20 protein-coding genes are annotated in these 22,240 nt (G+C 68.8%); 10 read left to right on the plus strand and 10 right to left on the minus strand.

Translation table 11 applies throughout. The features are described from left to right. Positions 1 to 29 precede the first annotated feature (29 nt). Positions 30 to 962, plus strand: a complete 933-nt coding sequence (locus tag FDN03_RS12215) for a general stress protein (protein WP_212743904.1) — start codon at positions 30 to 32, stop codon at positions 960 to 962. A 131-nt stretch (positions 963 to 1,093) separates the two neighbouring features. Here FDN03_RS12215 and FDN03_RS12220 read toward each other — a convergent pair whose 3' ends face one another. Next, positions 1,094 to 2,641, minus strand: coding sequence for an aminopeptidase P family protein (locus tag FDN03_RS12220; protein ID WP_138177428.1), 1,548 nt, complete (start codon positions 2,639 to 2,641; stop codon positions 1,094 to 1,096). A gap of 65 nt (positions 2,642 to 2,706) precedes the next feature. On the opposite strand from FDN03_RS12220, the gene FDN03_RS12225 reads away from it, so the two are divergent. Next, positions 2,707 to 3,552, plus strand: coding sequence for a PHP domain-containing protein (locus FDN03_RS12225; protein ID WP_138177430.1), 846 nt, complete (start codon positions 2,707 to 2,709; stop codon positions 3,550 to 3,552). Here the strand turns inward: FDN03_RS12225 and FDN03_RS12230 are convergent. The 6 genes from FDN03_RS12230 to FDN03_RS12255 all read right to left on the minus strand — a co-directional run bounded on the left by FDN03_RS12230 (position 3,507) and on the right by FDN03_RS12255 (position 10,321). Beyond that, positions 3,507 to 4,421: a site-specific DNA-methyltransferase gene (locus FDN03_RS12230; protein WP_249354532.1), complete on the minus strand. Its 915-nt coding sequence runs from the start codon at positions 4,419 to 4,421 to the stop codon at positions 3,507 to 3,509. The two genes, FDN03_RS12225 and FDN03_RS12230, sit on opposite strands and share 46 nt — an antisense overlap. A 51-nt stretch (positions 4,422 to 4,472) precedes the next feature. Further along, positions 4,473 to 6,035, minus strand: coding sequence for a DEAD/DEAH box helicase (locus tag FDN03_RS12235; protein WP_249354534.1), 1,563 nt, complete (start codon positions 6,033 to 6,035; stop codon positions 4,473 to 4,475). Positions 6,036 to 6,300: 265 nt separating this feature from the next. Next, on the minus strand, positions 6,301 to 7,764 hold the full coding sequence (locus tag FDN03_RS12240; RefSeq protein WP_171021234.1) for an RNB domain-containing ribonuclease: 1,464 nt from the start codon (positions 7,762 to 7,764) through the stop codon (positions 6,301 to 6,303). Positions 7,765 to 7,884: 120 nt separating this feature from the next. After that, positions 7,885 to 8,106 (minus strand): DUF3107 domain-containing protein, encoded by a 222-nt coding sequence (locus FDN03_RS12245; protein ID WP_138177436.1) that lies wholly within the window; start codon positions 8,104 to 8,106, stop codon positions 7,885 to 7,887. 86 nt (positions 8,107 to 8,192) lie between these two features. Beyond that, positions 8,193 to 8,816: a TetR/AcrR family transcriptional regulator gene (locus tag FDN03_RS12250; RefSeq protein ID WP_138177438.1), complete on the minus strand. Its 624-nt coding sequence runs from the start codon at positions 8,814 to 8,816 to the stop codon at positions 8,193 to 8,195. A gap of 167 nt (positions 8,817 to 8,983) precedes the next feature. After that, positions 8,984 to 10,321, minus strand: coding sequence for a glutamyl-tRNA reductase (locus FDN03_RS12255; protein WP_138177440.1), 1,338 nt, complete (start codon positions 10,319 to 10,321; stop codon positions 8,984 to 8,986). A 204-nt stretch (positions 10,322 to 10,525) separates the two neighbouring features. Here FDN03_RS12255 and hemE point away from each other — a divergent pair, with 204 nt between their 5' ends. From hemE to hemL, 8 genes are all read left to right on the plus strand, one after another. Further along, complete coding sequence (gene hemE, locus FDN03_RS12260; RefSeq protein ID WP_138177442.1) at positions 10,526 to 11,581, plus strand: uroporphyrinogen decarboxylase; 1,056 nt, start codon at positions 10,526 to 10,528, stop codon at positions 11,579 to 11,581. Between the two features lie 139 nt (positions 11,582 to 11,720). Continuing rightward, positions 11,721 to 13,289: a protoporphyrinogen oxidase gene (gene hemG, locus FDN03_RS12265; protein WP_138177444.1), complete on the plus strand. Its 1,569-nt coding sequence runs from the start codon at positions 11,721 to 11,723 to the stop codon at positions 13,287 to 13,289. Between the two features lie 80 nt (positions 13,290 to 13,369). Further along, positions 13,370 to 14,083: a hydrogen peroxide-dependent heme synthase gene (gene hemQ, locus FDN03_RS12270; RefSeq protein WP_138177446.1), complete on the plus strand. Its 714-nt coding sequence runs from the start codon at positions 13,370 to 13,372 to the stop codon at positions 14,081 to 14,083. A gap of 44 nt (positions 14,084 to 14,127) precedes the next feature. Continuing rightward, positions 14,128 to 15,285, plus strand: a complete 1,158-nt coding sequence (locus tag FDN03_RS12275; RefSeq protein WP_138177620.1) for a ferrochelatase — start codon at positions 14,128 to 14,130, stop codon at positions 15,283 to 15,285. Next, positions 15,282 to 16,256 (plus strand): hydroxymethylbilane synthase, encoded by a 975-nt coding sequence (gene hemC / locus FDN03_RS12280; RefSeq protein ID WP_138177448.1) that lies wholly within the window; start codon positions 15,282 to 15,284, stop codon positions 16,254 to 16,256. Before FDN03_RS12275 ends, hemC begins: the two co-directional genes overlap by 4 nt. Before the next feature lie 6 nt (positions 16,257 to 16,262). Next, positions 16,263 to 17,084 carry a uroporphyrinogen-III synthase gene (locus tag FDN03_RS12285; RefSeq protein WP_138177450.1) on the plus strand — a complete coding sequence of 274 codons (822 nt, stop codon included), beginning with the start codon at positions 16,263 to 16,265 and terminating at the stop codon, positions 17,082 to 17,084. Positions 17,085 to 17,125: 41 nt separating this feature from the next. Continuing rightward, entirely contained in the window at positions 17,126 to 18,112 is a 987-nt protein-coding gene (gene hemB, locus FDN03_RS12290; protein ID WP_138177452.1) for a porphobilinogen synthase, read from the plus strand. Further along, a complete protein-coding gene (gene hemL, locus FDN03_RS12295; protein ID WP_138177453.1) occupies positions 18,113 to 19,420 on the plus strand; it encodes a glutamate-1-semialdehyde 2,1-aminomutase in 1,308 nt (435 codons plus the stop codon). It begins immediately after the preceding gene. 122 nt (positions 19,421 to 19,542) lie between these two features. On the opposite strand, the gene FDN03_RS12300 is transcribed toward hemL, so the two are convergent. The 3 genes from FDN03_RS12300 to FDN03_RS12310 all read right to left on the minus strand — a co-directional run bounded on the left by FDN03_RS12300 (position 19,543) and on the right by FDN03_RS12310 (position 22,161). Continuing rightward, positions 19,543 to 20,403, minus strand: coding sequence for a MetQ/NlpA family ABC transporter substrate-binding protein (locus FDN03_RS12300; protein WP_138177455.1), 861 nt, complete (start codon positions 20,401 to 20,403; stop codon positions 19,543 to 19,545). An 82-nt stretch (positions 20,404 to 20,485) separates the two neighbouring features. After that, positions 20,486 to 21,118 carry a methionine ABC transporter permease gene (locus tag FDN03_RS12305; RefSeq protein ID WP_138177622.1) on the minus strand — a complete coding sequence of 211 codons (633 nt, stop codon included), beginning with the start codon at positions 21,116 to 21,118 and terminating at the stop codon, positions 20,486 to 20,488. Positions 21,119 to 21,165: 47 nt separating this feature from the next. Continuing rightward, positions 21,166 to 22,161: an ATP-binding cassette domain-containing protein gene (locus FDN03_RS12310; RefSeq protein WP_138177457.1), complete on the minus strand. Its 996-nt coding sequence runs from the start codon at positions 22,159 to 22,161 to the stop codon at positions 21,166 to 21,168. Positions 22,162 to 22,240 lie beyond the last annotated feature (79 nt).

A 22,240-nucleotide genomic window follows, 5' to 3' on the forward strand; every position in this document is an offset into this window, starting at 1 on the left:
TGCACAGCAAATGCATGCACAATATAGGTATGACCCAGCCGCTTGGAGCCAATATGCAAAGTGCCGGGGGTTTGCCGCGGGGCGAACTGCTAGGCCGCTACACCTCATACCTTGATGCCCAGAAACTGGTGGACTATCTGGCCGACAATGACTTCCCGGTCTCCTCGGTCACCATTGTGGGCAATGACCTGCGCACCGTGGAACGGGTCACCGCCAAGCTCTCCTACCCGAAGGTGGCGTTGGCCGGTGCCGCGCAGGGCGCGATGATGGGCTTCTTCGTGGGCCTGCTGTTGTCCCTGTTCAGTCCGGACGGCGGGCTCTACCAGATCCTTTCGGCGATCGGGCTGGGCATGGCGATCTGGATGATCGCCGGGGTGGTCAGCTATTCGATGCGCCGCGGCAAGCGCGACTTCGCCTCCTCCAGCCAGTTTGTGGCCACCAGCTATGACGTGGTGGTGGACTTCGCCAACGCGCAGAAGGCCCGCGCCCTGGCCTCGCAGCTGCCAATGCACCCGGGCCAGGCTCCGGTGGCACAGGCCCCGGCTGCCCAGCCGCCGGCCCCCCAGCCGTCGGCGTCGCAGCACCCTCCGGCCTCCACCGGGGCCACCTCGGCGGCCCCCGGTGCCCCGGCCGAACCGCAGGTCCCGTCCTCCGGTCCCAGCGGCACCTTCCCGGATTTGCCCGATGGGCGCCCGCGCTACGGGGTGCGGGTGAATCAGCCGCAGGCCGCGCCCGGCGCTGAGCAGCAGCCCGGCCAGGAGCAGCACCCGGAAGGCCAGGCCCCGCAGCACACCGAGCCCGGTGAACGCGACGAGAGCCAGGCCGAACCGGTGGTGATCCGCCCGGAAAACGAGGCAACCCCCAGCGGCGAGCCACAGCCCGAATCCAAGCACCCGGGCAACCCAGGACATCCGGGGGAACCGGGCACCCCGGGCAGCGGACCGCAGAACGAGGGACGCTAGCTGCCGGACACCGGCGCGCACCACGGCGTGCCACCCGGTTGCCGGTGAAAGACCAAGCGGTGGGCCACGGAAGGAATTCTTCCGTGGCCCACCGCTTTTCGCTGTCCTGCCCTGGCGTCGCGCCGGCCGGCTTAGCCGCGCAGCTTGGCCATCCAGGCCTCAACCTCATCCGGGTCGCGCGGCAGCGCCGCCGAGAGGTTCACCCCGCCCTCGGCGGTGACCAGGATGTCATCCTCGATGCGCACCCCGATGCCGCGGTACTCCTCGGGGATCGCCAGGTCCTCGTTCTTGAAGTACAGGCCCGGCTCGATGGTGAAGACCATGCCCTCCTGCAGCTCGGCGTCCAGGTAGAGTTCCGCGCGGGCCTGGGCGCAGTCGTGCACATCCAGGCCCAGGTGGTGGCTGGTGCCGTGCGGCATCCAGCGGCGGTGGTGCTGCCCCTCCGGGGAGAGCGCCTCCTCCAGCGGCACCGGCAGCAGGCCCCAGGAGTCCAGGTTCTCGGCCAGCACGCGGGTGGCGATGTTGTGCAGGTCGCGGAACTTCAGGCCCGGCTTCACCGCGGCGAATGCGGCGTCGGCGGCATCCAGCACGGCCTGGTAGATCTTGCGCTGCACGTCGGTGAACTTGCCCGAGACCGGCAACGAGCGGGTGATGTCGGCGGTGTACAGCGAATCGGCTTCCACCCCGGCGTCCAGCAGCAGCACTTCGCCCTCGCGCACGGTCCCGTTGTTGCGGATCCAGTGCAGGATGGTGGCGTTGTTGCCGCTGGCGGCGATGGTGTCGTAGCCCAGTTCGTTGCCCTCGGCCCGGGCTCGGGCAAAGAAGGCGCCTTCGACGATGCGTTCCCCGCGCTGGTGGGCGATGGCCTTGTCCAGGCTGCGCACCACGTCCTCGAACCCCTCAATGGTGGCGGCCACCGAGTGCTTCAGTTCCTTGATCTCGTATTCGTCCTTGACCAGACGCAGTTCGGAGACGAATTCGGCCAGTTCGTTGTCCAGGGCGTCGGAGGCCTGAAGGTCCTGGCCGGTGTTGATGCGGGAGGTGTCCACCAGGGCCTCGACGTTCAAATCGACCTCGCGCACCAGGCGGATGCGGATGCCGCCCAGGGCCTGCGGGCCGGAGTTCTTGGTGATCGCCATTTCCAGCTGCTCCAGCCCCTCGGTGGGCATGCCGGTGCGGGCGGACATCTTGGACAGCGTGGGGCGCGGGCCGATCCAGAATTCCCCGGACCGCGAGTTCTGGTAGAACTCGGTGGAGTCCCGTCCGGCCATGGGGGCGAAGTACAAGGTGGCGCTGTGATTGCCGCCCTCATCCCCGGCGCCCTCGTCGGTGGGTTCCAGGATCAGCACGGCATCCGGCTCATGGTCCACACCCAGCCCGGTCAGGTGGGCGAAGGCCGAGTGCGGGCGGAAACGGTAGTCGGTGTCGTTGCTGCGCACCTTCAGCGGCCCGGCCGGGATGACCAGGCGCTCACCCGGGAAGCGCTCGGACAGGGCCTTGCGGCGCTGCGCGGCATAGCTGGCGGCCTCATCGGCGTCGGGCAGCTCGGAGGTGTCCGGTGCCCAGTTCGAGGCCATGAATTCCTTGAAGGCCCGCGAGGTGGGTCGCTGCGAGCGGTTGTTGACGCGGTCTTCCAGTGGTTGATCGTTGCCGGGGGTGTTCGATGCATCAGTGGTCATAGTTCCCATATTCTCACCTGCCGCCGGTGCGCACAAAGCGCGGGGCGACCGGATAGTCTAGAGCCATGCTGATCGACCTGCACGCCCATTCGAATATTTCCGATGGCACCGAACCTCCGGGCCAGTTGATTGATTCGGCGGTGGCGGCGGGGCTGGACGTGGTGGCGCTGACCGACCACGACCAGACCACCGGGTGGCACGAGGCGCGGGCGCGGGCCGTGGAACGCGGGATCGGGTTCGTGCCGGGGATGGAGATCACCTGTCATTCGCGCACCGGGATCAGCGTGCACCTGCTCAGTTACCTGCATGACCCGACCTACAAGCCGTTGCTTGATGAACTGGAGGTCACCCGCACCGCCCGCGAGTACCGGGCGCAGCGGATCGTGGGGCTGCTCTCGGAGGACTACCCGATCAGTTGGGAGCTGGTCCAGGAACACACCCAGCCGGGCACCACGGTGGGCCGCCCGCACATCGCCGACGCGCTGGTCACCGCCGGGGTGGTCGGCACCCGGGAAGAGGCCTTCGCCAGCATGCTCTCCTCCCGGTCGCGCTACTACGTCTCCCACCCGGCGGTGTACCCGGTGGACGCCGTGCGCCTGGTGCGCGAGGCCGGCGGGGTTCCGGTCTTCGCCCACCCGATGGCCTCGGCCCGCGGACGAGTGGTGCCCCCGGAGGACTTCGAGGAGCTGATCGAGGCGGGGCTGGCCGGCCTGGAGATTGACCACCGGGACAATTCCGAGCCCGGGCGCAAGTTCCTGCGCGAGTTGGCCCAGCGCCATGACCTGATCATCACCGGGTCCTCGGACTATCACGGGGCGGGCAAGCCGAACCGGCTGGGGGAGAACAGCACCGACCCGCAGATGCTTCAGCGGATCTTGTCCGCCGGCACCGGCTCCCCGGCCTCAATGTAGCGGGTTCCCTCGCCCAGGCGGGACTGCATGACCTCAATGGCCTGCGGGTTCTGGTCCACCAGCAGGAAGCGGCGTCCAAGCTTCGCGGCCACCGCGCCGGTGGTGCCCGAACCGGCGAAGAAGTCCAGCACCCAGTCATCGGGGCGCGAGGACGCGGTGATGATCCGGCGCAGGATGCCCTCGGGCTTCTGGGTGGGGTAGCCGGTCTTTTCCCTGCCGGTGGGCGAAACGATGGTGTGCCACCACACGTCGGTGGGCAGCTTGCCGCGTTCACGTTTTTCCGGGGTCACCAGCCCGGGAGCCATATAGGGTTCGCGGTCCACCTCGGTGGAGTCGAAATGGTAGGCCTTGGGGTTCTTCACATACACCAGGATGGTGTCGTGCTTGGAGGGCCAGCGCCGGTTGGTGCGCGCCCCATAGTCATACGCCCAGATCAGTTCGTTCAGGAAGCAATCGCGGCCGAAGATCTCATCGAGCAGCACCTTGACATAGTGCACCTCACGGTAGTCCAGGTGCACGTACAAGGTGCCGTCCTCCGCCAGCAGCCGGTGCGCCTGAACCAGGCGCGGGGCGATGAAGCTCAGATAGTCATCGAAGCGGTCCTGGTAGGAGCGCGCCTGGCCCAGCTCGGTGATGTAGTCCAGGCCCTTGAAGCCAATCCGGTCGCCTTCCCCGGCGGCGGCACGCACCGTAGTGCGTGCCGCGCGGGTCTGCTTGCGTCCGGTGTTGAACGGCGGGTCGACGTAGATCAGGGAGAAGCTGGCGTCGGGCAGCAGGCCGAGCACATGCTGGTTATCGCCGTGCACCACCGTGTTCGGCCCGGCCGGGTCGAAGAGCGGTGGGTGTGCATCGAGCGTCGGCAGTGTCACGTGCGCGGTGTTCCTTCCATCAAAGCGTTGCTGCTGCCTGAGTCCGGCAGGCTAGTCGTCCTGCCGGGGAGCCGAGTCCTGGCTGCGGGTGCGGCGGCGGGTACGGCGCCGGCGCGGGGCGGTGCGCCCCTCTTCCTGGTTCGCGTCCCGGGTTTCGCGGTGGCGTTCGGCCTCCCGGGCCGGGCGGTCCTGCTTGCCCTTGGAATGCCCGTGCCGGTCCGCACCCTCGGCAGCGCGCGGGTTGCCGGAGGTGTCCTCGCGGCGGGTGCGCTGGCGGTTGCGCGAGGAGTTGCGCGAGCCCTCGGAGCGGGCGCGGCGCGGCTCCCCGCCGTCGGCGGTGGCCTGCTTGGCCCGCGGCAGGCGTCCCTTGGTGCCCTTGGGGATGTTCAGGTCGGCGAAGAAGTGCGGGGAGGAGGAGTAGGTTTCCACCGGCTCGGGCACGTTCAGCCCCAGCGCCTTGTTGATCAGCGACCAGCGCGGCACCGAGTCCCAGTCCACGAAGGTCACCGCGATGCCGGTGTTCCCGGCGCGTCCGGTGCGCCCCACGCGGTGCAGGTAGGTGTTCTCGTCATCCGGGCACTGCAGGTTCACCACGTGGGTGACGTCGTCCACGTCGATGCCGCGGGCGGCCACATCGGTGGCGACCAGGATCTCAACCTTGCCGGAGCGGAACGCCTTCAGCGCCTGTTCGCGCGCGCCCTGGCCCAGGTCCCCGTGCAGGGCCCCGGCGTTGAAGCCGCGGTCGATCAGCTCATCGGAGAGCTTGGCGGCCGACCGCTTGGTCTGGGTGAAGATGATCGTCTTGCCGCGGCCCTCGGCCTGCAGCAGGCGGGCGACCATCTCGTCCTTGTCCAGCGAGTGGGCGCGGTACACCAGCTGGCGGATGTTGCGCTTGGTGATCGAGTCGTCGCCCGGATCCGCGGCACGGATGTGCATGGGACGGGACATGTAGCGCCGGGCCATGGTGATCACCGGGCCGGGCATGGTGGCGGAGAACAGCATCGCCTGGCGTACCGGGGGCAGGGCGGCCAGGATGCGCTCCACGTCGGGCAGGAAGCCCAGATCCAGCATTTCGTCGGCCTCGTCCAGCACGACGGTGGCGATCTGCTTCAGGTTCAGCACGCGCTGGCGGTTCAGGTCGATCAGGCGCCCGGGGGTGCCCACCACCACGTCGGTGCCGGCCTTCAGGGCCGCGATCTGCTCCTCATAGGGACGCCCACCGTAAATGGTGGTGACCCGGACGCCGGCGTGCCGGGAGGCCTGGGCCAGGTCCGCGGAGACCTGCAGGGCCAGTTCGCGGGTGGGGGCCACGATCAGTGCCTGCGGGGCGCCGGGGAATTCCAGGCGCTCGTAGCCCTCATCGGATTCGCGCACCACGCGCTGCAGCGCGGGGATGCCGAAGCCCAGGGTCTTGCCGGTGCCGGTCTTGGCCTGGCCGATGATGTCATTGCCGGCCAGCGCGACCGGCAGGGTCAGCGACTGGATCGGGAAGGGGTGAATGATGCCGGCTTCGGAGAGCGAGGCGACAATGTCCTGGCGCACATTGAAGTCGGCGAACGTCTTGGGTGCTTCTTCAGGCGCCGCGGCGGCGTCCTGGGTGGTCGTGTCAGTCACGATGTCCATATTCTCGTTTCACGTTGGCGTCCCGGCCTGACCTGGGCCTCCGGCGAACGGTGCCCGGGAACGGTGTCCCGGCGGGCAGGGGAACGCGGTCCAGCGGAGCCGATCGCTACATGCACCACCGCGGCGTAGTGGCGGTGGGGGATGGTGACCGCTGGGAAGTCACCACGAAAACTGTTGTCTCTCGTTTAGCGCGGCGCGACCGGGCATCCTAAATAACTTTGTCCTTCTAGCATATCGGGTTTTGCCCCCGGACGTCTCATGGTGTGACTTTGCTCGCCACCTGGCTGAAACGGCAGCGCCGGGTCAGCGGGTCGGCCTCCTCCAGCCGCACCGAGACCAGGCTGGCCGCCGGAGCGCTGCCGGTGAAGGATCCGGTGATTGCCTCACCGAGCAGCTGGACCTGTCCGGGACGGAGCTTGCCCTGGCCATTGGCGGTTGCGGCGGTAAGCACCACCGCGTCGAAGTGCTCACCCACCCGGTGCTGCAACACCCAGGCCTCGATCAGGGCGATGCTGGCCCGCCCGGCCGCTGCGGCCTCCGCGGAGCTGGTGCGCATCAGCCCGGGCAACTCTTCCAACGCCTCCAGCAGTGGCTGCGGGATGGGACGCTGCCGGCACAACAGGTGACAGGTGAGCAGCACAAAACGGTCCACCAGGCGGCGCAGCGGCGCGGTGGCGTGCGCGTAGGGGGCGGCCAGTGCCGCCTGCACCAGCTCGGTGTCGGGTTGGCCGTTGATCACCTGATAGTCGGCGCCGCGGAAGAGCGCGGCCGCCCGATGCATGAGCACCAGCTGGGCCGGGTCGCAGACATCCAGGGTGCGCAGGAACTGCCCGTAGTCCAGGTGTTCCTCCCAGCGGTGGCCCAGCACCCGGCTTTGCATCCGGAACTCGGCCAGGTCCTCGGGCCGCGGCGGCGGCATGGTGCGCAGGATCCCCACCTTGTGCTGCAACATCAGCTCGGCGGCGGCCATCCCGGTCAGCAGTGAAATCTGGGCGTTGTAGTCCTCCACCGGCAGGGGAGTGCGGCTGACCAGCGTGTAGTTGCCGTGGGCGTCGACCTGAACATCCTGTTCGGGCAGGTTCAGGCTGGCACCGCGCCGGCGGGCCTCCTGGCTGATGCGCAACCTGCCGATGCGCTGCAACAGCACCAGCTGCGCATCAGGGGCGCCGGAGTCCAGCTGCTGCTGGGCGGTGAGGTAGTCTCGCTTGGCCCGGGAGCGGATCATGGAGCGGTGCAGGGCGGTGTGCCGCAGTTGGCCCTCCGCGTCCAGGTCCAGCACCCAGATGAACGCCCGCCGGGGGCGTCCGGGCAGCAGCGAACCGTGATCCTCCCCAATCACCTCGGGATGCAGCGGGATGCGCCGGTGCGGCAGGTAAATCGTCTGCCCGCGTTGGCGGGTGGCGGCGTCCAGCACACCGCCCAGCTCCACCAGGGCCGGCACATCGGCGATGGCGTAGTGGATACGGTACCCGGTGGCGGTTTCACTCAGGTGCATGGCCTGGTCCAGGTCGGTGGAGGTGGCCGGGTCCAGGGTGAAGAAGGGCAGATCGGTGTGATCTTCGGGGGCCGGGGCCAGTTCGGCCACAGCGCGTTCGGCGGCGGCGAGCACCGGGGCGCTGAAGGGCCCGGGCAGCTGGAACTCACCCTCCAGCTGCTCAAGCAGCTGTTGCAGGGTGGTGCTGCGGACAGGGGCGGGGACTTGGACCTGACGATTGAACACAAGCCCAGCATAATCACCGGCGCTGGTGCCAGTCATGGAAAACGCCGGTGGCCCCCGGCGCGCGGAACGCGGCGGGGGCCACCGGCAGGCCGGTCTGCGGCCGGCGAAAAAGATTGGGCGCTACTGGGCGAAGCCCACGCGACGCACCTGGTCCGGACCGATCTCAACGTAGGCGATGCCCGGAACCGGGACGATCACGTCGCGGCCCTTGTTGTCGGTCAGTCGCAGCTGCCCGCCGTCATTCAAGGCCTTGGCAACGATTTCGGAGATTTCAGCGTTGTCCTTGTCGGATTCGAGCACGACTTCGCGGGCGACATTCTGGATGCCAATACGGATTTCCATGGAGTTCTTGATCCTCTCGAAGGTTCATTGACTGCCCCGTGCGGGCGCCTGCTGCGCCCATACGCTGGACCTAGAACCAAATCTAGCTACTTTTCTTTCGGGAACCGCGCAATTCCGCGCCAAGCTAAAAGCGAGATCAATTCGATCGCCGTCTGCTGCGGCACGGCGCTGTCGGTGGTCGCCCAGTAGCGGGCGGAGACCTGGGAAAGCCCGGCCAGGGCCCGGCCCAGCAGGTTGCCCTCGTCCTCGGTGAGCGGGGTATCGGCCACCACCACCGCGGCGATGGCCTCCGAGAGCTGGGCGTTGAACTTCTCAATGCGTTCGGAGATCAATGGGTCGGCCAGCACATCGGATTCGAAGATCAGCCGGTAGGCCTGGGATTCACGGCTGATGTACTGGTAATACGTGTCGATCGTGTTGTAGACGCGCTGGCGGTTGTCATCGGTGGAGGAGATGGCGGTGTCCAGCAGTTCGGAGAATTCGGCCAGGTGCACGTCCAGCAGCGCGAGGTACAGTTCCCGCTTGCCCGGGAAATGCTGGTAGAGCACCGGCTTGGAGACCTCGGCGACCTCGGCGATCTCATCCATGGACGCCCCGTGGTAGCCGTGGGCCACGAAGACCTGGTGGGCGGCGGCCAGCAGCTGGCGGCGGCGGGCCTCGCGGGGCAGGCGTTGGGTGCGTGTCCCCTTGCGTTCATCGGTACCCGACATCTCGTGCCTTTCAGCGTGGTGGCCCGGGCTCGCGGCTCCCCTGGTCAGGGGCAGGCCGGGAAGCCTCCTTGTGTGTAGTATTCCACGTTGCGTTGCAAAAGTGGCGCTCTTCGCGGTGGCCAGAGCCCTGAACGGGAGGGGCCGGCGAGGCGCGGCAACGCGGTGGGCTAGGCGCTTCGGGTGTCCTGCTGCAGTGGGCAGCTGGCCGGCTGCACCGCCGGGGAGGGGGTGGGCTGGGCCGCCGGGGCCGGGGCGCCGGCCTGCGGCAGTTCCAGGCCGTAGAGGGTGTTCAGCGCCTGGACGTACTCCTCGGTGCGTCCTTCGGCGGCCAGTTCGCGGGCCCGCACGGTTGGCACATGCAGCAGCTGGCGCATCATCCGGCGCATGGCCAGTTCCACCTCGTTCGCTGCGGCGGTGCACCCGTGCTGGGAGCGGACCTTGGCGACCTCGGCTTCCAGCACCTGCTGGGTGTGCCGGCGCAGTGCCACGATCGCCTGGTCGGCGTCGCGTTCACGCTGGGAGGCGTCGAATTCCTCGGCGGAGCGGGCCACGATCTTGCGGGCCTCGTATACGGCCAGGGACTGTTCGTCCGGCGCGGCCATCCGCACCGATTCCAGGGTGATCAGCTCAACATCGGACAGCTCGGCCAGGGCCGGGTCAAAGTCGTGGGTCAGGGCCATGTCGATGGCGATCAGCGGGTGGCGCGGCACGCGCAGTGCGGCCAGCCGCTCGGCGGCCAGCTGGGTGCCGCTGCCGCTGCAGCCCACGAGCACGTCGGCCTGGCGCAGGGCCTGCTCCAGTTCCTCGGTGCTGATGGCCTGCACGCCGCGCTTCTGCGCGAAGTCCGCCGCCCGCCCGGAAGTGGAGTAGACCTTGATGTGCTTCACGCCGCGTTCACGCAGCAGCGCCAGGGTCACCCCGGCGTAGGCTCCGGTGCCAAAGAGCACCACTTCCTGGTCCTGCCAGGAGCGGTTGGCCTGCATCAGGTCATCGGCCAGGTCCAGGGCCACGGAGACCACGGACTTGCCCTGGGCGCCCAGTGCGGTTTGGGAACCGACGTCCTTGGCGGCGCGGGTGGCCGATTCAAAGAGGCGGGTGAGGTTGCCGGTGGTGGTCTTCTGCTGCTGGGCCTGGGTCAGGGCGCGGCGCACCTGTCCGGCGATTTCGCGTTCACCGACCACGGCGCTGTCCAGTCCCGCGCCCACGGAGAAGAGGTGGTCGATGACGGCTCGTCCCTCGAAGCGCAGCAGCTTGCTGTCCAGCAGGTGGGCGGGTACGCCGCTGTGGGAGGAGAGCTGGTGAACCAGTTCGGTGGCCGCGGAGAGCGGGGAGGCGACATCGGCGTAGATTTCGAACCGGTTGCAGGTGGATAACACCACGGTGCCGTTGATGTTGTCGCAGGCCTGAAGGGTCGCGGGAGCCAGCTCGGTGGCCGCGGCGCTGAGCTGTGCCACGGTTTCCAGATCGAGCTGCGAGTGAGATGCAACGAGAGATAGGTAAACCACAGTGATACCTAGATTAGGCCTGGGTACCTGTTTCGACAACGAAGGTGAACCTATCCTCGAGGCCGTTTTCGACATTTTGTAGAAAAGTTTTCGACGAGTTGTAGAGGTTTTTCGACACGTCGTAGAGGTTATCTTGCTCACCTCGTGAGCCTGCTCACCCGGCGGGGTGGGCATTTGTTGCCAAGACTTGGCAGAATTGGGCACATGACCCTGCCTGCACACCATCCGATGGTTGATGGACGTACGAGTAATTCCGACCTGATTACCGCCCTGCGCGGCGGCACCCCGCGCCGCACCCCGGTGTGGTTCATGCGCCAAGCCGGGCGCTCGCTGCCCGAATACCGCGAACTGCGTGAGGGCACCACGATGCTCGATTCGTGCCTGAACCCGGCGATGGCAAGTGAGATCACCCTGCAGCCGGTGCGCCGGCACAAGGTGGACGCGGCAATCTTCTTCTCCGACATCGTCATTCCGCTGCGCCTGGCCGGAATCGGGGTGGACATTGTCCCCGGGGTCGGTCCGGTGCTCAGCGAGCCGGTGCGCACCGCCGAACAGGTCGCGGCCCTGCCCGAACTGACCGACGAATCCCTGGAACCGATCCGCGAGGCGGTCGCGCTGACCGTCGCCGAGCTGGACTCCACCCCGCTGATCGGCTTCGCCGGCGCCCCCTACACGGTGGCCGCCTACATGGTCGAGGGCAAGCCCAGCCGCGACCACCTGGGCCCGCGCACCATGATGCACGCCGAACCGGAGGTGTGGAAGGCGCTGATGGACTGGGCCGCGGACGCCTCTGGCAAGTTCCTGCGCGCCCAGGTGGAGGCCGGCGCCTCGGCCGCGCAGCTGTTTGACTCCTGGGCCGGCTCCCTCCCGCTGGCCGACTACCAGCAGCACGTGGCCCCGGCCTCGGTGCGCACCCTGGATCATGTGCGGGACCTGGGCGTGCCGCTGGTGCACTTTGGCACCGGCACCGGGGAACTGCTCACCGCCATGCGCGATGTGGGGGTGGACGCGGTGGGCATCGACTACCGCATTCCGCTGGATGTGGCCGCCCAGCGCCTGGGGGACACGGTTTCCCTGCAGGGCAACATCGACCCGGCGCTGCTCTTCGCCCCCTGGCCGGTGCTTGAGGCGCACGTGCGTGAGGTGGCCCGGCGCGGTGAGGCCGCCCGTGGGCACGTGATGAACCTGGGTCATGGGGTGCCGCCGAACACCGACCCGGAGGTGCTGAGCAAAGTGGTCGAACTCATTCATTCGCTGTAGCCGAGGGGGACTAAGCTGGTGGCGGGCGCCGTGCGGTTCCCGCCACCGGCACCGGCCGCCGGCAGCGCCGCACCGAACGCGGCGCCCAAGATCAAGTGGTAACAACACGCCGAAACAGGCAAGGGGTTAGCGTAGGAACATGATTGACGAGCGTGGCCAGCAGGCCCGGCACAATCCATCGACGACACGGGTGCGCCGTGACATCGCCACCGACGCCGCCGCCCATGCGTTGCGCCTACTGGAGAAGATCCGCACCTCCACCCAGCGTCCCGGCCCGGACACGGCCGGCGAGCAGGCGGGCAAACCGCATGCGATCGTGATCGGCGGCGGGATCTCCGGGCTGGTGGCCGCCCACGAACTGCAGCAGACCGGGCACCGGGTGACCGTGCTGGAGGCCGCCGCCGACTTCGGTGGGTGCCTGCGCCGCATGGAAGTGGCCGGGCTGCAGCTGGATGCCGGCGCCGAATCCTTCGCCGTGCGCTCGAACACGGTGGCCGAGTTCCTGCAGGAGCTGGACATGGGGCAGAAGATCGTGCCCACCAGCGGGATGAGCGCCTGGCTCACCCAGCAGCGCGACGAGCACGTTGAATCCCACCCGATGCCCGCCAGCTCCCTGATGGGCATCCCCGCCCAGGTGCGCAGCGACGAGGTCCGGGCCCTGATTGGCCGTCCGGCCGTGGTGCGCGCCGCCGCCGACCTGGTCACCCCGATGCCCAAGAAGTGGGCCACCGAGAAGCTGAGCGTGGGCGAGGTGGTGCGCCAGCGGATGGGCTCGGCCGTTCTGGAGCAGCTGGTCGCCCCGGTGGTGGCCGGGGTGTACTCCACCGACCCGAACCAGGTGGACATCGACGCCGCCGCGCCCGGGCTGCGCCAGGCGATGCAGGACACCGGCTCGCTGGCCCGCGCCGTCGCCCAGCTGCAGGGCCAGGCCCCGGCCGGTTCCCGGGTGGCCGGGCTGCAGGACGGCATGTACACGCTGATCACCGAACTGACGGCCCAGTTGCGCGAGGCCGGGGTGAACCTGGTGCGCAACGCCCCGGTCACCGCCCTGGCCCATGATCCGCAGGCCGCCGAACCCTTCACCGTCACCAGCCATACCGAGGTGCTGCACGCCGACAAGGTGGTGGTGGCCACCCAAGCCGCCGCCGCGGCCCCGCTGCTGCAGCCGCTGCTGCCGGCCGGCACCCTGGCCGGCGCCGGACGCGAGTCGAACTCCATTGCCTTGGTGATCCTGGTGGTGGACAAGCCCGAACTGGACGAGGCCCCGCGCGGCAGCGGGGTGCTGGTCACCGAGGGCTCGACGATCAAGGCCAAGGCCCTGACCCACTCCACCGCCAAATGGCCGTGGCTGGGGGACGCCACCGGACCGGGCACCCACGTGGTGCGGCTGTCCTATGGGCGCATCGGGCACCGCGAACCGCTGGTGGAGGCCGGCAACGACGCGGCGCTGACCAGCCAGGCGATAGCCGACGCCGCCACCATCCTGGGCGTGGACGTGGGCGAGGACGACGTGCTGGGCAGCGCGATCTCCCGCTTCAGCGACATGGTGCCGCTCACCGGCAGCGCCCAGCGCCAGGCCAACGCCCGGCTGGATGAGGCGCTGCAGGACCTGCAGGGGCTCAGCGTGGTCGGGGCCTGGCGTTCGGGCACCGGCCTGGCCCGGGTCATCGCCCACACCAGGGCCCAGGTCGCCATCAGCGCCAGCTAGCCCCACCCCGACCCGCCGGCCCGGGACCCATGCGCCGGCCACCAAGACCATTGACCGAGAATCCAACCGAGGAGAGAACCATGACTGAACGTCCAGAGAACAACTCACCGGTGCTGCGTGACCGCGAGGCCGCCGGCAACGCCACCATGTATTACACCCTGTGGACCGTCTTCAAGCGTTCGGTCCCGGCCGAGCGCGGGCAGGGTGCGGCCGAGTTCGAAACCCTCGTTCAGGAGCTGGCCGACCAGGGCGTGAGCGTGCGCGGGCTCTACGACGTCTCCGCGATGCGCCAGGACGCCGATGTCATGGTGTGGATCCACGGCCCGGCCGCCGAGCTGCTGCAGGCGGGCATGCGCCGGATCCGGCGCAGCGCCCTGTTTGCCGGCACCGAGATCGCCTACTCCACCATGGCCGTGCACCGCGAGGCCGAATTCGCCAAGGACCACTCCCCGGCGTTCGCCCGCGGCCTGGACGCCAAGGAATGGATGACCGTCTACCCGTTCGTGCGCTCCCACGACTGGTACACCCTGGACCCGGCCTCCCGCGGCAAGATGCTGCGCGACCACGGCATCCTGGGCCGCGACTTCCCCAACGTGCTGGCCAACACCGTGGCCGCGTTCTCCTTCAGCGACTACGAATGGCAGGTCTGCCTGGAAGCCGATGACATGATCGACCTGGTCGACATGATGCGCCACCTGCGCTACACCGAGGCCCGCCACCATGTGCGCGAGGAAACCCCGTTCTACACCGGCCGGCGCATCAGCGCCGCCGAGGTTGCCGAGGTCCTGCAGTGAACCAGGACTTCGACCCGCGCACCGGGTATGACGCCAACGGCACCATGACCCCCAAGCCCTACGACGCCCTGCTGCTGGCCAGCTTTGGCGGACCGGAGGGCCAGGAGGACGTGATCCCGTTCCTGCGCAACGTCACCGCCGGGCGCGGCATCCCCGATGAGCGCCTGGAGGAGGTGGCCGTCCACTACCGCACCAACGGGGGCGTGTCCCCGATCAACGCCCAGAACCGGGCGCTGAAGGCGGCCCTGGAGGCCGAGCTGGAGGCCCGCGGCATCCAGCTGCCGGTCTACTGGGGCAACCGCAACTGGTACCCGATGATCAACGACACGCTCAAGCAGATCGCCGCGGACGGGCACCGCAAGGTGCTGCTGCTGGGCACCGGCGCCTACGCCGGGTACTCGGCCTGCCGCCAGTACCGTGAGGATCTGGGCATGGGGCTGCGCGAAACCGGGCTGGAGGGCGTGGTGGAGGTGGACAAGGTCCGCCAGTTCTTTGACACCCCGGCCTTCGTGGAGCCGTTCATCGACGGGGTGAGGCAGTCCCTGGCCGACGTGCGTGAGCAGCTGGCCGATCGCGGGAACCCGGAGGGACGGATCAAGATCGTGTTCGTCACCCACTCGATCCCGATGAGCGACGCGAACGCCGCCGGGCCGGCCGCCGAGCACGAAAACTACCCGGAGAACCTGTACACCGCCCAGCACCGGGCGGTCGCCGCCCACATCCTGGCCCACGTGCCCGAGGCCGAGGGCCTGGAGGATTCGCTGGTCTACCAGTCGCGCTCCGGGGCCCCGCACATTCCGTGGCTGGAACCGGACATCAACGACGCGCTGGAACAGGACGCCGCCAACGGCGTGGCCGGCGTGGTGGTGGTGCCCATCGGCTTCATCTCCGACCACATGGAGGTGCTCTGGGACCTGGACACCGAGGCGAAGGACACCTGCGCCGAACTGGGCCTGGCCTTCTGCCGGGTGCCCACCCCCGGCACCCACACCAAGTTCGTCTCCGGACTGATCGACGTCATCGAGGAACGCCTGACCGGCCCCGACGGGGCCCCGCGGCGCACCGGGCGGGTCAGCGCCGTGGCCGGCGGGCCGTGGTTCGACGTGTGCCCGGCCGCGTGCTGCGTGAAGCCGGCCCAGGACGGCTCCCTGCGCCCGACCATCGCCGGGATGGACTCCGAGGTGGGGGTGCCCCAGCCATGAGCGAATCCTTCACCGTGGGAACCCGGGGCAGCGCCCTGGCCACCACCCAGACCGCGTGGGCCGCAAACCAGCTGGCCGAGCTGAGCGGGCTGCGCGCCGACACCGTGCTGGTGCGCACCGAGGGGGATGTGGTCACCGGATCCCTGGCCACCCTGGGCGGCACCGGCGTGTTCGCCGCCGCACTGCGCCAGCACCTGCTGGATGCCGGGTGCGATCTGGCCGTGCACTCGCTCAAGGACCTGCCCACCGTGCAGCCCCAGGGCCTGGTGCTGGCCGCGATCCCGGTCCGCGAGGACGTGCGGGACGCGCTGTGCGCCCGTGACGGGCTGAGCCTGGCCCAGCTGCCCGACGGTGCCAAGATCGGCACCGGCTCCCCGCGCCGCGCCGCCCAGCTGCTGGCCCACCGCAAGGACCTGCAGATCGTGGACATCCGCGGCAACGTGCCCACCCGGCTCGGCCGGGTCAAGGGCGTGGGCGAAACCCTGGATGACGGCAGCGTGGGACGCACCGTGCAGGGGGATCTGGACGCGGTGATCCTGGCCGCGGCCGGGCTGCACCGGCTGGGGATGGAACGGCACATCACCGAATACCTGGACCCGGCGATCATGCTGCCGGCCCCCGGCCAGGGGGCCCTGGCCGTGGAGGTGCGCTCCACCGGCAGCGGCGCCCCCGAACTTGATGCCGCACTGGAACGCTTCGATGACACCGCCACCCGCTGGCAGGTTGCCGCCGAACGGGCGCTGCTGAACACCCTGGAGGCCGGCTGCGCCGCCCCGATCGGGGCCCTGGCCCACTTCGAGGGCGAACAGCTGGTGCTGGAGGCCGTGGCCTGCCGGCCCGACGGCACCCAGATCATGCGCCAGTCCCACGCGGCACCGGTTCGCGATGAGGCCGGGGCGTTGGACGTGGGCCGGGCGCTGGCCCACCGGATGCTGGAGAACGGCGCGGCGGTCATCGCCGGGCTGGCCTAGGCGCCCATGGCCCCGCACGCGATCATCCTGCGCGCCGCCCACCGGGCGGCGGCCACCGTCGCCGAGTTCGCCCGGCTGGGCATCGACTCCAGTTGCACCCAGCTGATCGAAACGGTGTGGCCGCAGGATTTGACGGCGCTGGATGAACGCGTGGGACGGCTAGCCGCCGGGGAGTACCAGTGGGTCATGCTCACCTCGGTGAGCACCGTGCACGTGCTCGCCCAGCGCCTGGCCGGCCGCCCCCTGCCCCCGCACACCCGGTTCGCGGCGGTGGGTGCCAGCACCGCGGCGGCCGCCGGTCGGCTGCTGGGGCGCGAGGCGGACTTCCTGCCCGCCGAACAGTCCGCCGCCGGGATGGTGCGCGAGTTCTTTTTACCGCCGGGCACCCGGGTGCTCTACGCGCACGGGGACCTGGCCAGCCCCACCCTAAGCCAGGGGCTGCGCGGCTGGCAGGTGGCGCTGGATGAAGTCACCGCCTACGCCACCGTCCCGGCCGGCGGCGACCAGCATCCGGTGCACGCGCTGCCGGCACCGGACGGGGTGCGGGTCCTGGACCCGCAGCAGATGCTCGGCGCGCTGCCGCACAGCCAGCTGGTGGTGTTCGCCGCCCCCAGCATCGTGCGCCGCTTCGCCGAACTGGCCGGAACCAGCCTGGCCGCCGGGCTGGGCACCATCGCCATCGGTGCCCCCACCGCCCGGGCCATGGAACAGGCCGGGATCCGGGTGGACGCTACCGCCGCGGACCCCACCCCCGCGGGCCTGGCCGACTGCGCCCGCCGGCTGCTGCAACGCGAACCGGAGCCTGGCCAGCACCGCCCACACACTTAGCCCGGACCGTTTCAGGTCCCGAACCGATGGAGGAAGTTGCCATGTCATTCCCGCAACACCGGCCACGCCGGCTGCGCCAGAACCCGGCCATGCGCCGGCTGGTCGCCGAACATGAACTCAGTGCCCGCCAGCTGATCCTGCCGGCCTTCGTGCGCGAGGGGATCAGCGAACCCAACCCGATCGCTTCCATGCCCGGGGTCGTGCAGCACACCATGGACACCCTGAAGTCCGCCGCCACCGAGGCCGCCGAGCGGGGCCTGGGCGGCATCATGCTCTTCGGCGTGCCCGCGGTGCGCGATGCGACCGGCTCCGGGGCCATCGCCGAGGACGGGATCCTGAACCGGGCGATCGCCGCGGTGCGCGCCGAGGTCGGGGACGAACTGGTGGTCATGTCCGACGTGTGCCTGGACGAATTCACCTCCCACGGCCACTGCGGCGTGCTGGACGCCCACGGTCAGGTCGACAACGACGCCACCAACGCCATCTACGCGCAGATGGCGGTGATGCACGCCGAGGCCGGCGCCCACGTGCTGGGCCCCTCCGGGATGATGGACGGGCAGATCGCCGCGATCCGCCAGGCCCTGGAAGCGGCCGGGCACACCAACACCGCGATCCTGGCCTACGCCGCCAAATACGCCAGCGCCTTCTACGGCCCGTTCCGCGAGGCCGTGGATTCCCAGCTGGTCGGGGACCGGCGCACCTACCAGATGGACGCGGCCAACCGCCGCGAGGCGCTGGTGGAGGTCGAACTGGACCTGGCCGAAGGCGCGGACATGGTGATGGTCAAGCCGGCCATGAGCTACCTGGACATCGTCGCGGACATCGCCGCGGCCTGCAGCGTGCCGGTCTCCGCCTACCAGATCTCCGGGGAGTACTCGATGATCGAGGCCGCCGCCGCGAACGGCTGGATTGACCGCAAGGCCTCGATCCTTGAATCCCTGCTGTCCATCCGGCGTGCCGGGGCGCAGCAGATCCTGACCTATTGGGCCGCCGAAGTGGCTGGCTGGTTAAACGAAGGAAAGAAGTAGATGTCGAAATCAGATGAACTCTTCGCCCGGGCCCAAGAGGTCATGCCCGGGGGAGTGAACTCCCCGGTGCGGGCCTTCGGCTCCGTGGGCGGGGTGCCCCCGTTCATGGCCAGCGCCAAGGGCGCCTACCTCACCGATGTGGACGGCAACGAGTATGTGGACCTGGTCTGCTCCTGGGGCCCGGCCCTGCTGGGGCACCAGCACCCCGAGATCCAGGCCGCCGTGCACCGCGCGGTGGACCAGGGGCTGTCCTTCGGGGCCTCCACCCCGGATGAGGTGAAGCTCGGTGAGCTGATCAAGCAGCGCATGGGCGGGGTGGAACGGGTGCGGATGGTCTCCACCGGCACCGAGGCCACGATGACCGCGGTCCGCCTGGCCCGCGGCTACACCGGGCGCGAGCTGATCATCAAGTTCGCCGGCTGCTACCACGGGCACCTGGACGGGCTGCTGGCCTCGGCCGGTTCCGGGGTCGCCACCCTGGCGCTGCCCGGCTCGGCCGGGGTGACCGCCGCGACCGCCGCCGAGACCCTGGTGCTGCCCTACAACGACCGCACCGCCGTGGAGGAGGCCTTCGCCGAGCACGGGCAGAACATCGCCGCGGTCATCACCGAATCGGCGCCCTGCAACATGGGCGTGGTGACCCCGCAGGAGGGGTTCAACAAGTTCCTGAAGGACACCACCGCCCAGCACGGCGCCCTGCTGATCCTGGATGAGGTGCTCACCGGCTTCCGGGCCTCGGACGCCGGGTACTGGGGGCTGACCGGCCGGCAAGAGGGCTGGAACGCGGACCTGTACACCTTCGGCAAGGTCATCGGCGGCGGGTTGCCCACCGCCGCCCTGGGCGGACGCGCCGAGGTGATGGATTACCTGGCCCCGCTGGGGCCGGTCTACCAGGCCGGAACCCTTTCCGGGAACCCGGTGGCCATGGCCGCGGGGATCGCCCAGCTGACCCACGCCACCGACGAGGTCTACGCCCACCTCGCCAAGCAGTCCCAGGCCCTGGAGACCGCCCTGGTCAACGCGCTGAACGAGGCCGGGGTGAACCACTCGATCCAGCGTGCCGGCACGCTGTTCTCGGTGGCCTTCGGCACCGCGGACACCGGGGTGCAGAACTACGCGGAGGCGCAGAAGCAGGAGGCGTTCCGCTACGCCCCGTTCTTCCACTCCATGCTGGACTCCGGGGTCTACCTGCCCCCGAGCGTCTTCGAGGCCTGGTTCGTCTCTGCGGCACACGATGATGCGGCCATGGAACGGATCATCAACGCGCTGCCGGCCGCGGCCCGCGCCGCCGCCAACGCCAGCGCCTGATCCGCCCACGCTGAGCCCGAACCCGCCGGAAGCGGGCAAGGCAACGGCCCGCCTCCCCACGAGGGGAGGCGGGCCGTTGCCTTGCCGGTGTGCGGGTGCTGGCGCCGGGCCGCGGAACCGGTTTACTTGTTGGTGGCCGGCAGCACGCTGCCGTCGCTCCAGGTGTCCTCGATGTACTTGTGCACCTCATCGGAGTGCAGCAGCTCTTCGAGCTTCGCGATCGCCGCGGTTTCCTCACCCTCGCGCCAAGTCAGGAAGTTGGCGTTCGGGTTGTTCTCGGCCGATTCCTGGTACAGGATCTCCTCCGGGTTCAGCTTGGCCTGGACAATGTAGTTGCCGTTGACCAGGGCAAGGTCCGCCGACTTGCCGTCCTTGTAGAACTGCGGCACCTGCTCGGAGTTGACCTCCTCGAACGTCAGGCCCTTGGGGTTCTTCTCGGCATCGCCCTCAACGGTCAACGCCGAATCCCCGTCGGCCAGGTTCTTCAGCAGACCCGCCGACTCCAGCACGCGCAGGCCGCGCAGCTGGTTCACCGGGTCGTTGTTCAGCACCACGCGCGCCCCGTCGGTGACATCCTCGGGCTTGTCGAACTTCTGCGAGAACGCGGTCAGCGGTTCGACATGCACGCCCTCGCCATGCTCAAACTTGTAGCCCTTCGCCTTGACCTGGTCGGCCAGGTAGGCCTCGGTCTGGAAGTAGTTGGCGTCAATGGTGCCGTCTTCCAGGGCGATGTTCGGGGTCTGGTAGTCATCGATTTCCGTGATGTCCAGGTCGATGCCGGCATCCTTGGCCAGGTTGGCATCGATGTACTCCAGGATCTGGGCGTGCGGCACCGCACTGGCGCCGACCTTCACAACGGTCGGGTTCGCCGGGTCCAGGCTCGCGTCGGCGGCCGGTTCCGGGGAGCTTCCGCCGCCGCAGGCGGTCAGGGCCAGCACGGTGGCGACGCCGGTGGCGGCAAGTGCGAGTTTCTTGCGCAGCATGGTGTTGTCCTTTGTTCGGTTGATGCCCGCCGGGTTTTCGGCGGCGGGCGGGGTTTGCGGGTTGTGGAGGGGCTGCGGCCGATTAGCGGTGGTCGACCCTGCGGGCCAGCCAGTCGCCCAGCAGCTGCACGATCTGCACCAGCAGCAGGATGATCACCAGGGTCACCAGCATGATGGTCGGCTCGTAACGCTGGAAGCCGTAGTTGTAGGCCAGGCGGCCCAGCCCGCCGCCGCCGACCAGGCCGGCCATCGCCGAGTAGCCGATCAGCGTGACGATTGTGGTCGTGGTGGCGGCCACCAGGCCGGGCAGGGCCTCGGGAACCATCACCTTGCGGATGATCTGCATCTTGGTCGAGCCCATCACCAGGGCGGCGTCCACCTTGCCGGAGGAGACATCGCGCAGCGCGGTCTCCACCAGGCGGGCAAAGAACGGCACGGTGCCGATGGTCAGCGACACCGAGGCCGCGATCGGCCCCAGCGCCTGGCCGACGACCAGTGCCGCGAACGGGATCAGGGCCACCATCAGGATGGCGAACGGGATCGACCGGGTGATGTTCACGATGATGCCCGAGAGCACCACATTCAGCCAGCGCACCGGGGTCAGCCCGCCCTTGTCGGTGGTGTGCAGCAAGATGCCCAGCGGCAGGCCGATCAGCACCGTGAAGATCCCGGAAATCGCGGTCATCTGCAGGGTTTCGACGGTCGCCGGCCACATGGCCTTGGTGATCCCCGGGTTGGTCAGCAGGTCGTTGAAAAATTCGTTCACTTTCCGCTTCCCTTCAGAGCCACGGCGACGTCAATGGATTCGAGGTAGGCCACCACTTCTTCGGTGTTGGCGCTGGCCGGCAGCTGGATGCGCAGCCGGGCGAACTGGTGCTCGCCCATCTGTTCCACCGAGCCGGCCATGACGTTGACGTCCATGTCGAAGTGCCGGGACAGCCCGGACAGCACCGGCTCGTTGGCCTGGGCCCCGGAGTAGATGATGTCCAGCACCGGGCCCTGCCCGGCGGCCTGCGGCGCTTCGCCGGGCAACGGCAGCAAGGTGGCCGCCAGGGTGGAGCCGGGAGTGTTGATCACGCTTTCCAGGTCCCCGTGCTCCACGATGCGCCCGGCCTCCAGCAGGGAGACCGAATCGCAGGCCTGCTTCACCACGTGCATTTCGTGGGTGATGATCAGCACCGTGATGTTCAGCCGGTCACGCAGGGCCTTGACCAGGTCCAGGATCTCATCGGTGGTCTTCGGGTCCAGGGCGCTGGTCGGCTCATCACACAACAGCACGTCCGGGTCGGTGGCCAGGGCGCGGGCGATGCCCACGCGCTGGCGCTGCCCGCCCGAGAGCTGGGAGGGGTAGGCGTTGCTGAACTTGCCCAGCCCCACCAGCTCGAGCAGTTCGCGGACCTTGTGCGCGCTGTCCTTCTTGGACATCCCGCTCAGTTCCAGCGGGTAGGCCACGTTCTGGGCGGTGGTGCGTGAATCGAAGAGATTCGCGTGCTGGAACACCATCCCGATGCGCCGGCGGGTTTCGCGCAGCTGGCTGTCACCGATGTTGGTCAGCTCCTGGCCGTTGACGGCAACCGTTCCGCTGGTGGGTTGGTCCAACAGGGTCAAACACCGAACCAGGGTGGATTTGCCGGCACCGGAGTGTCCGACAATGCCGTGGATTTTCCCGGTGGGGACTTCGAGGCTAACCCCGTCAAGGGCAACAACGGTATCGCTGCCTTGGCGGTAGACCTTGCGCAGGTCCTTGATCGTAATCACAGGGTGGTGGTCCTTCAATTCTCAAGGGTAAAGAGAGTACCCCCAATTGAATCACCGTCGAATATTATCGACCGAATCG

Origin of the sequence: Glutamicibacter sp. V16R2B1 (assembly GCF_005774635.1) — a bacterium.
GTDB lineage: Bacteria > Actinomycetota > Actinomycetes > Actinomycetales > Micrococcaceae > Glutamicibacter > Glutamicibacter creatinolyticus.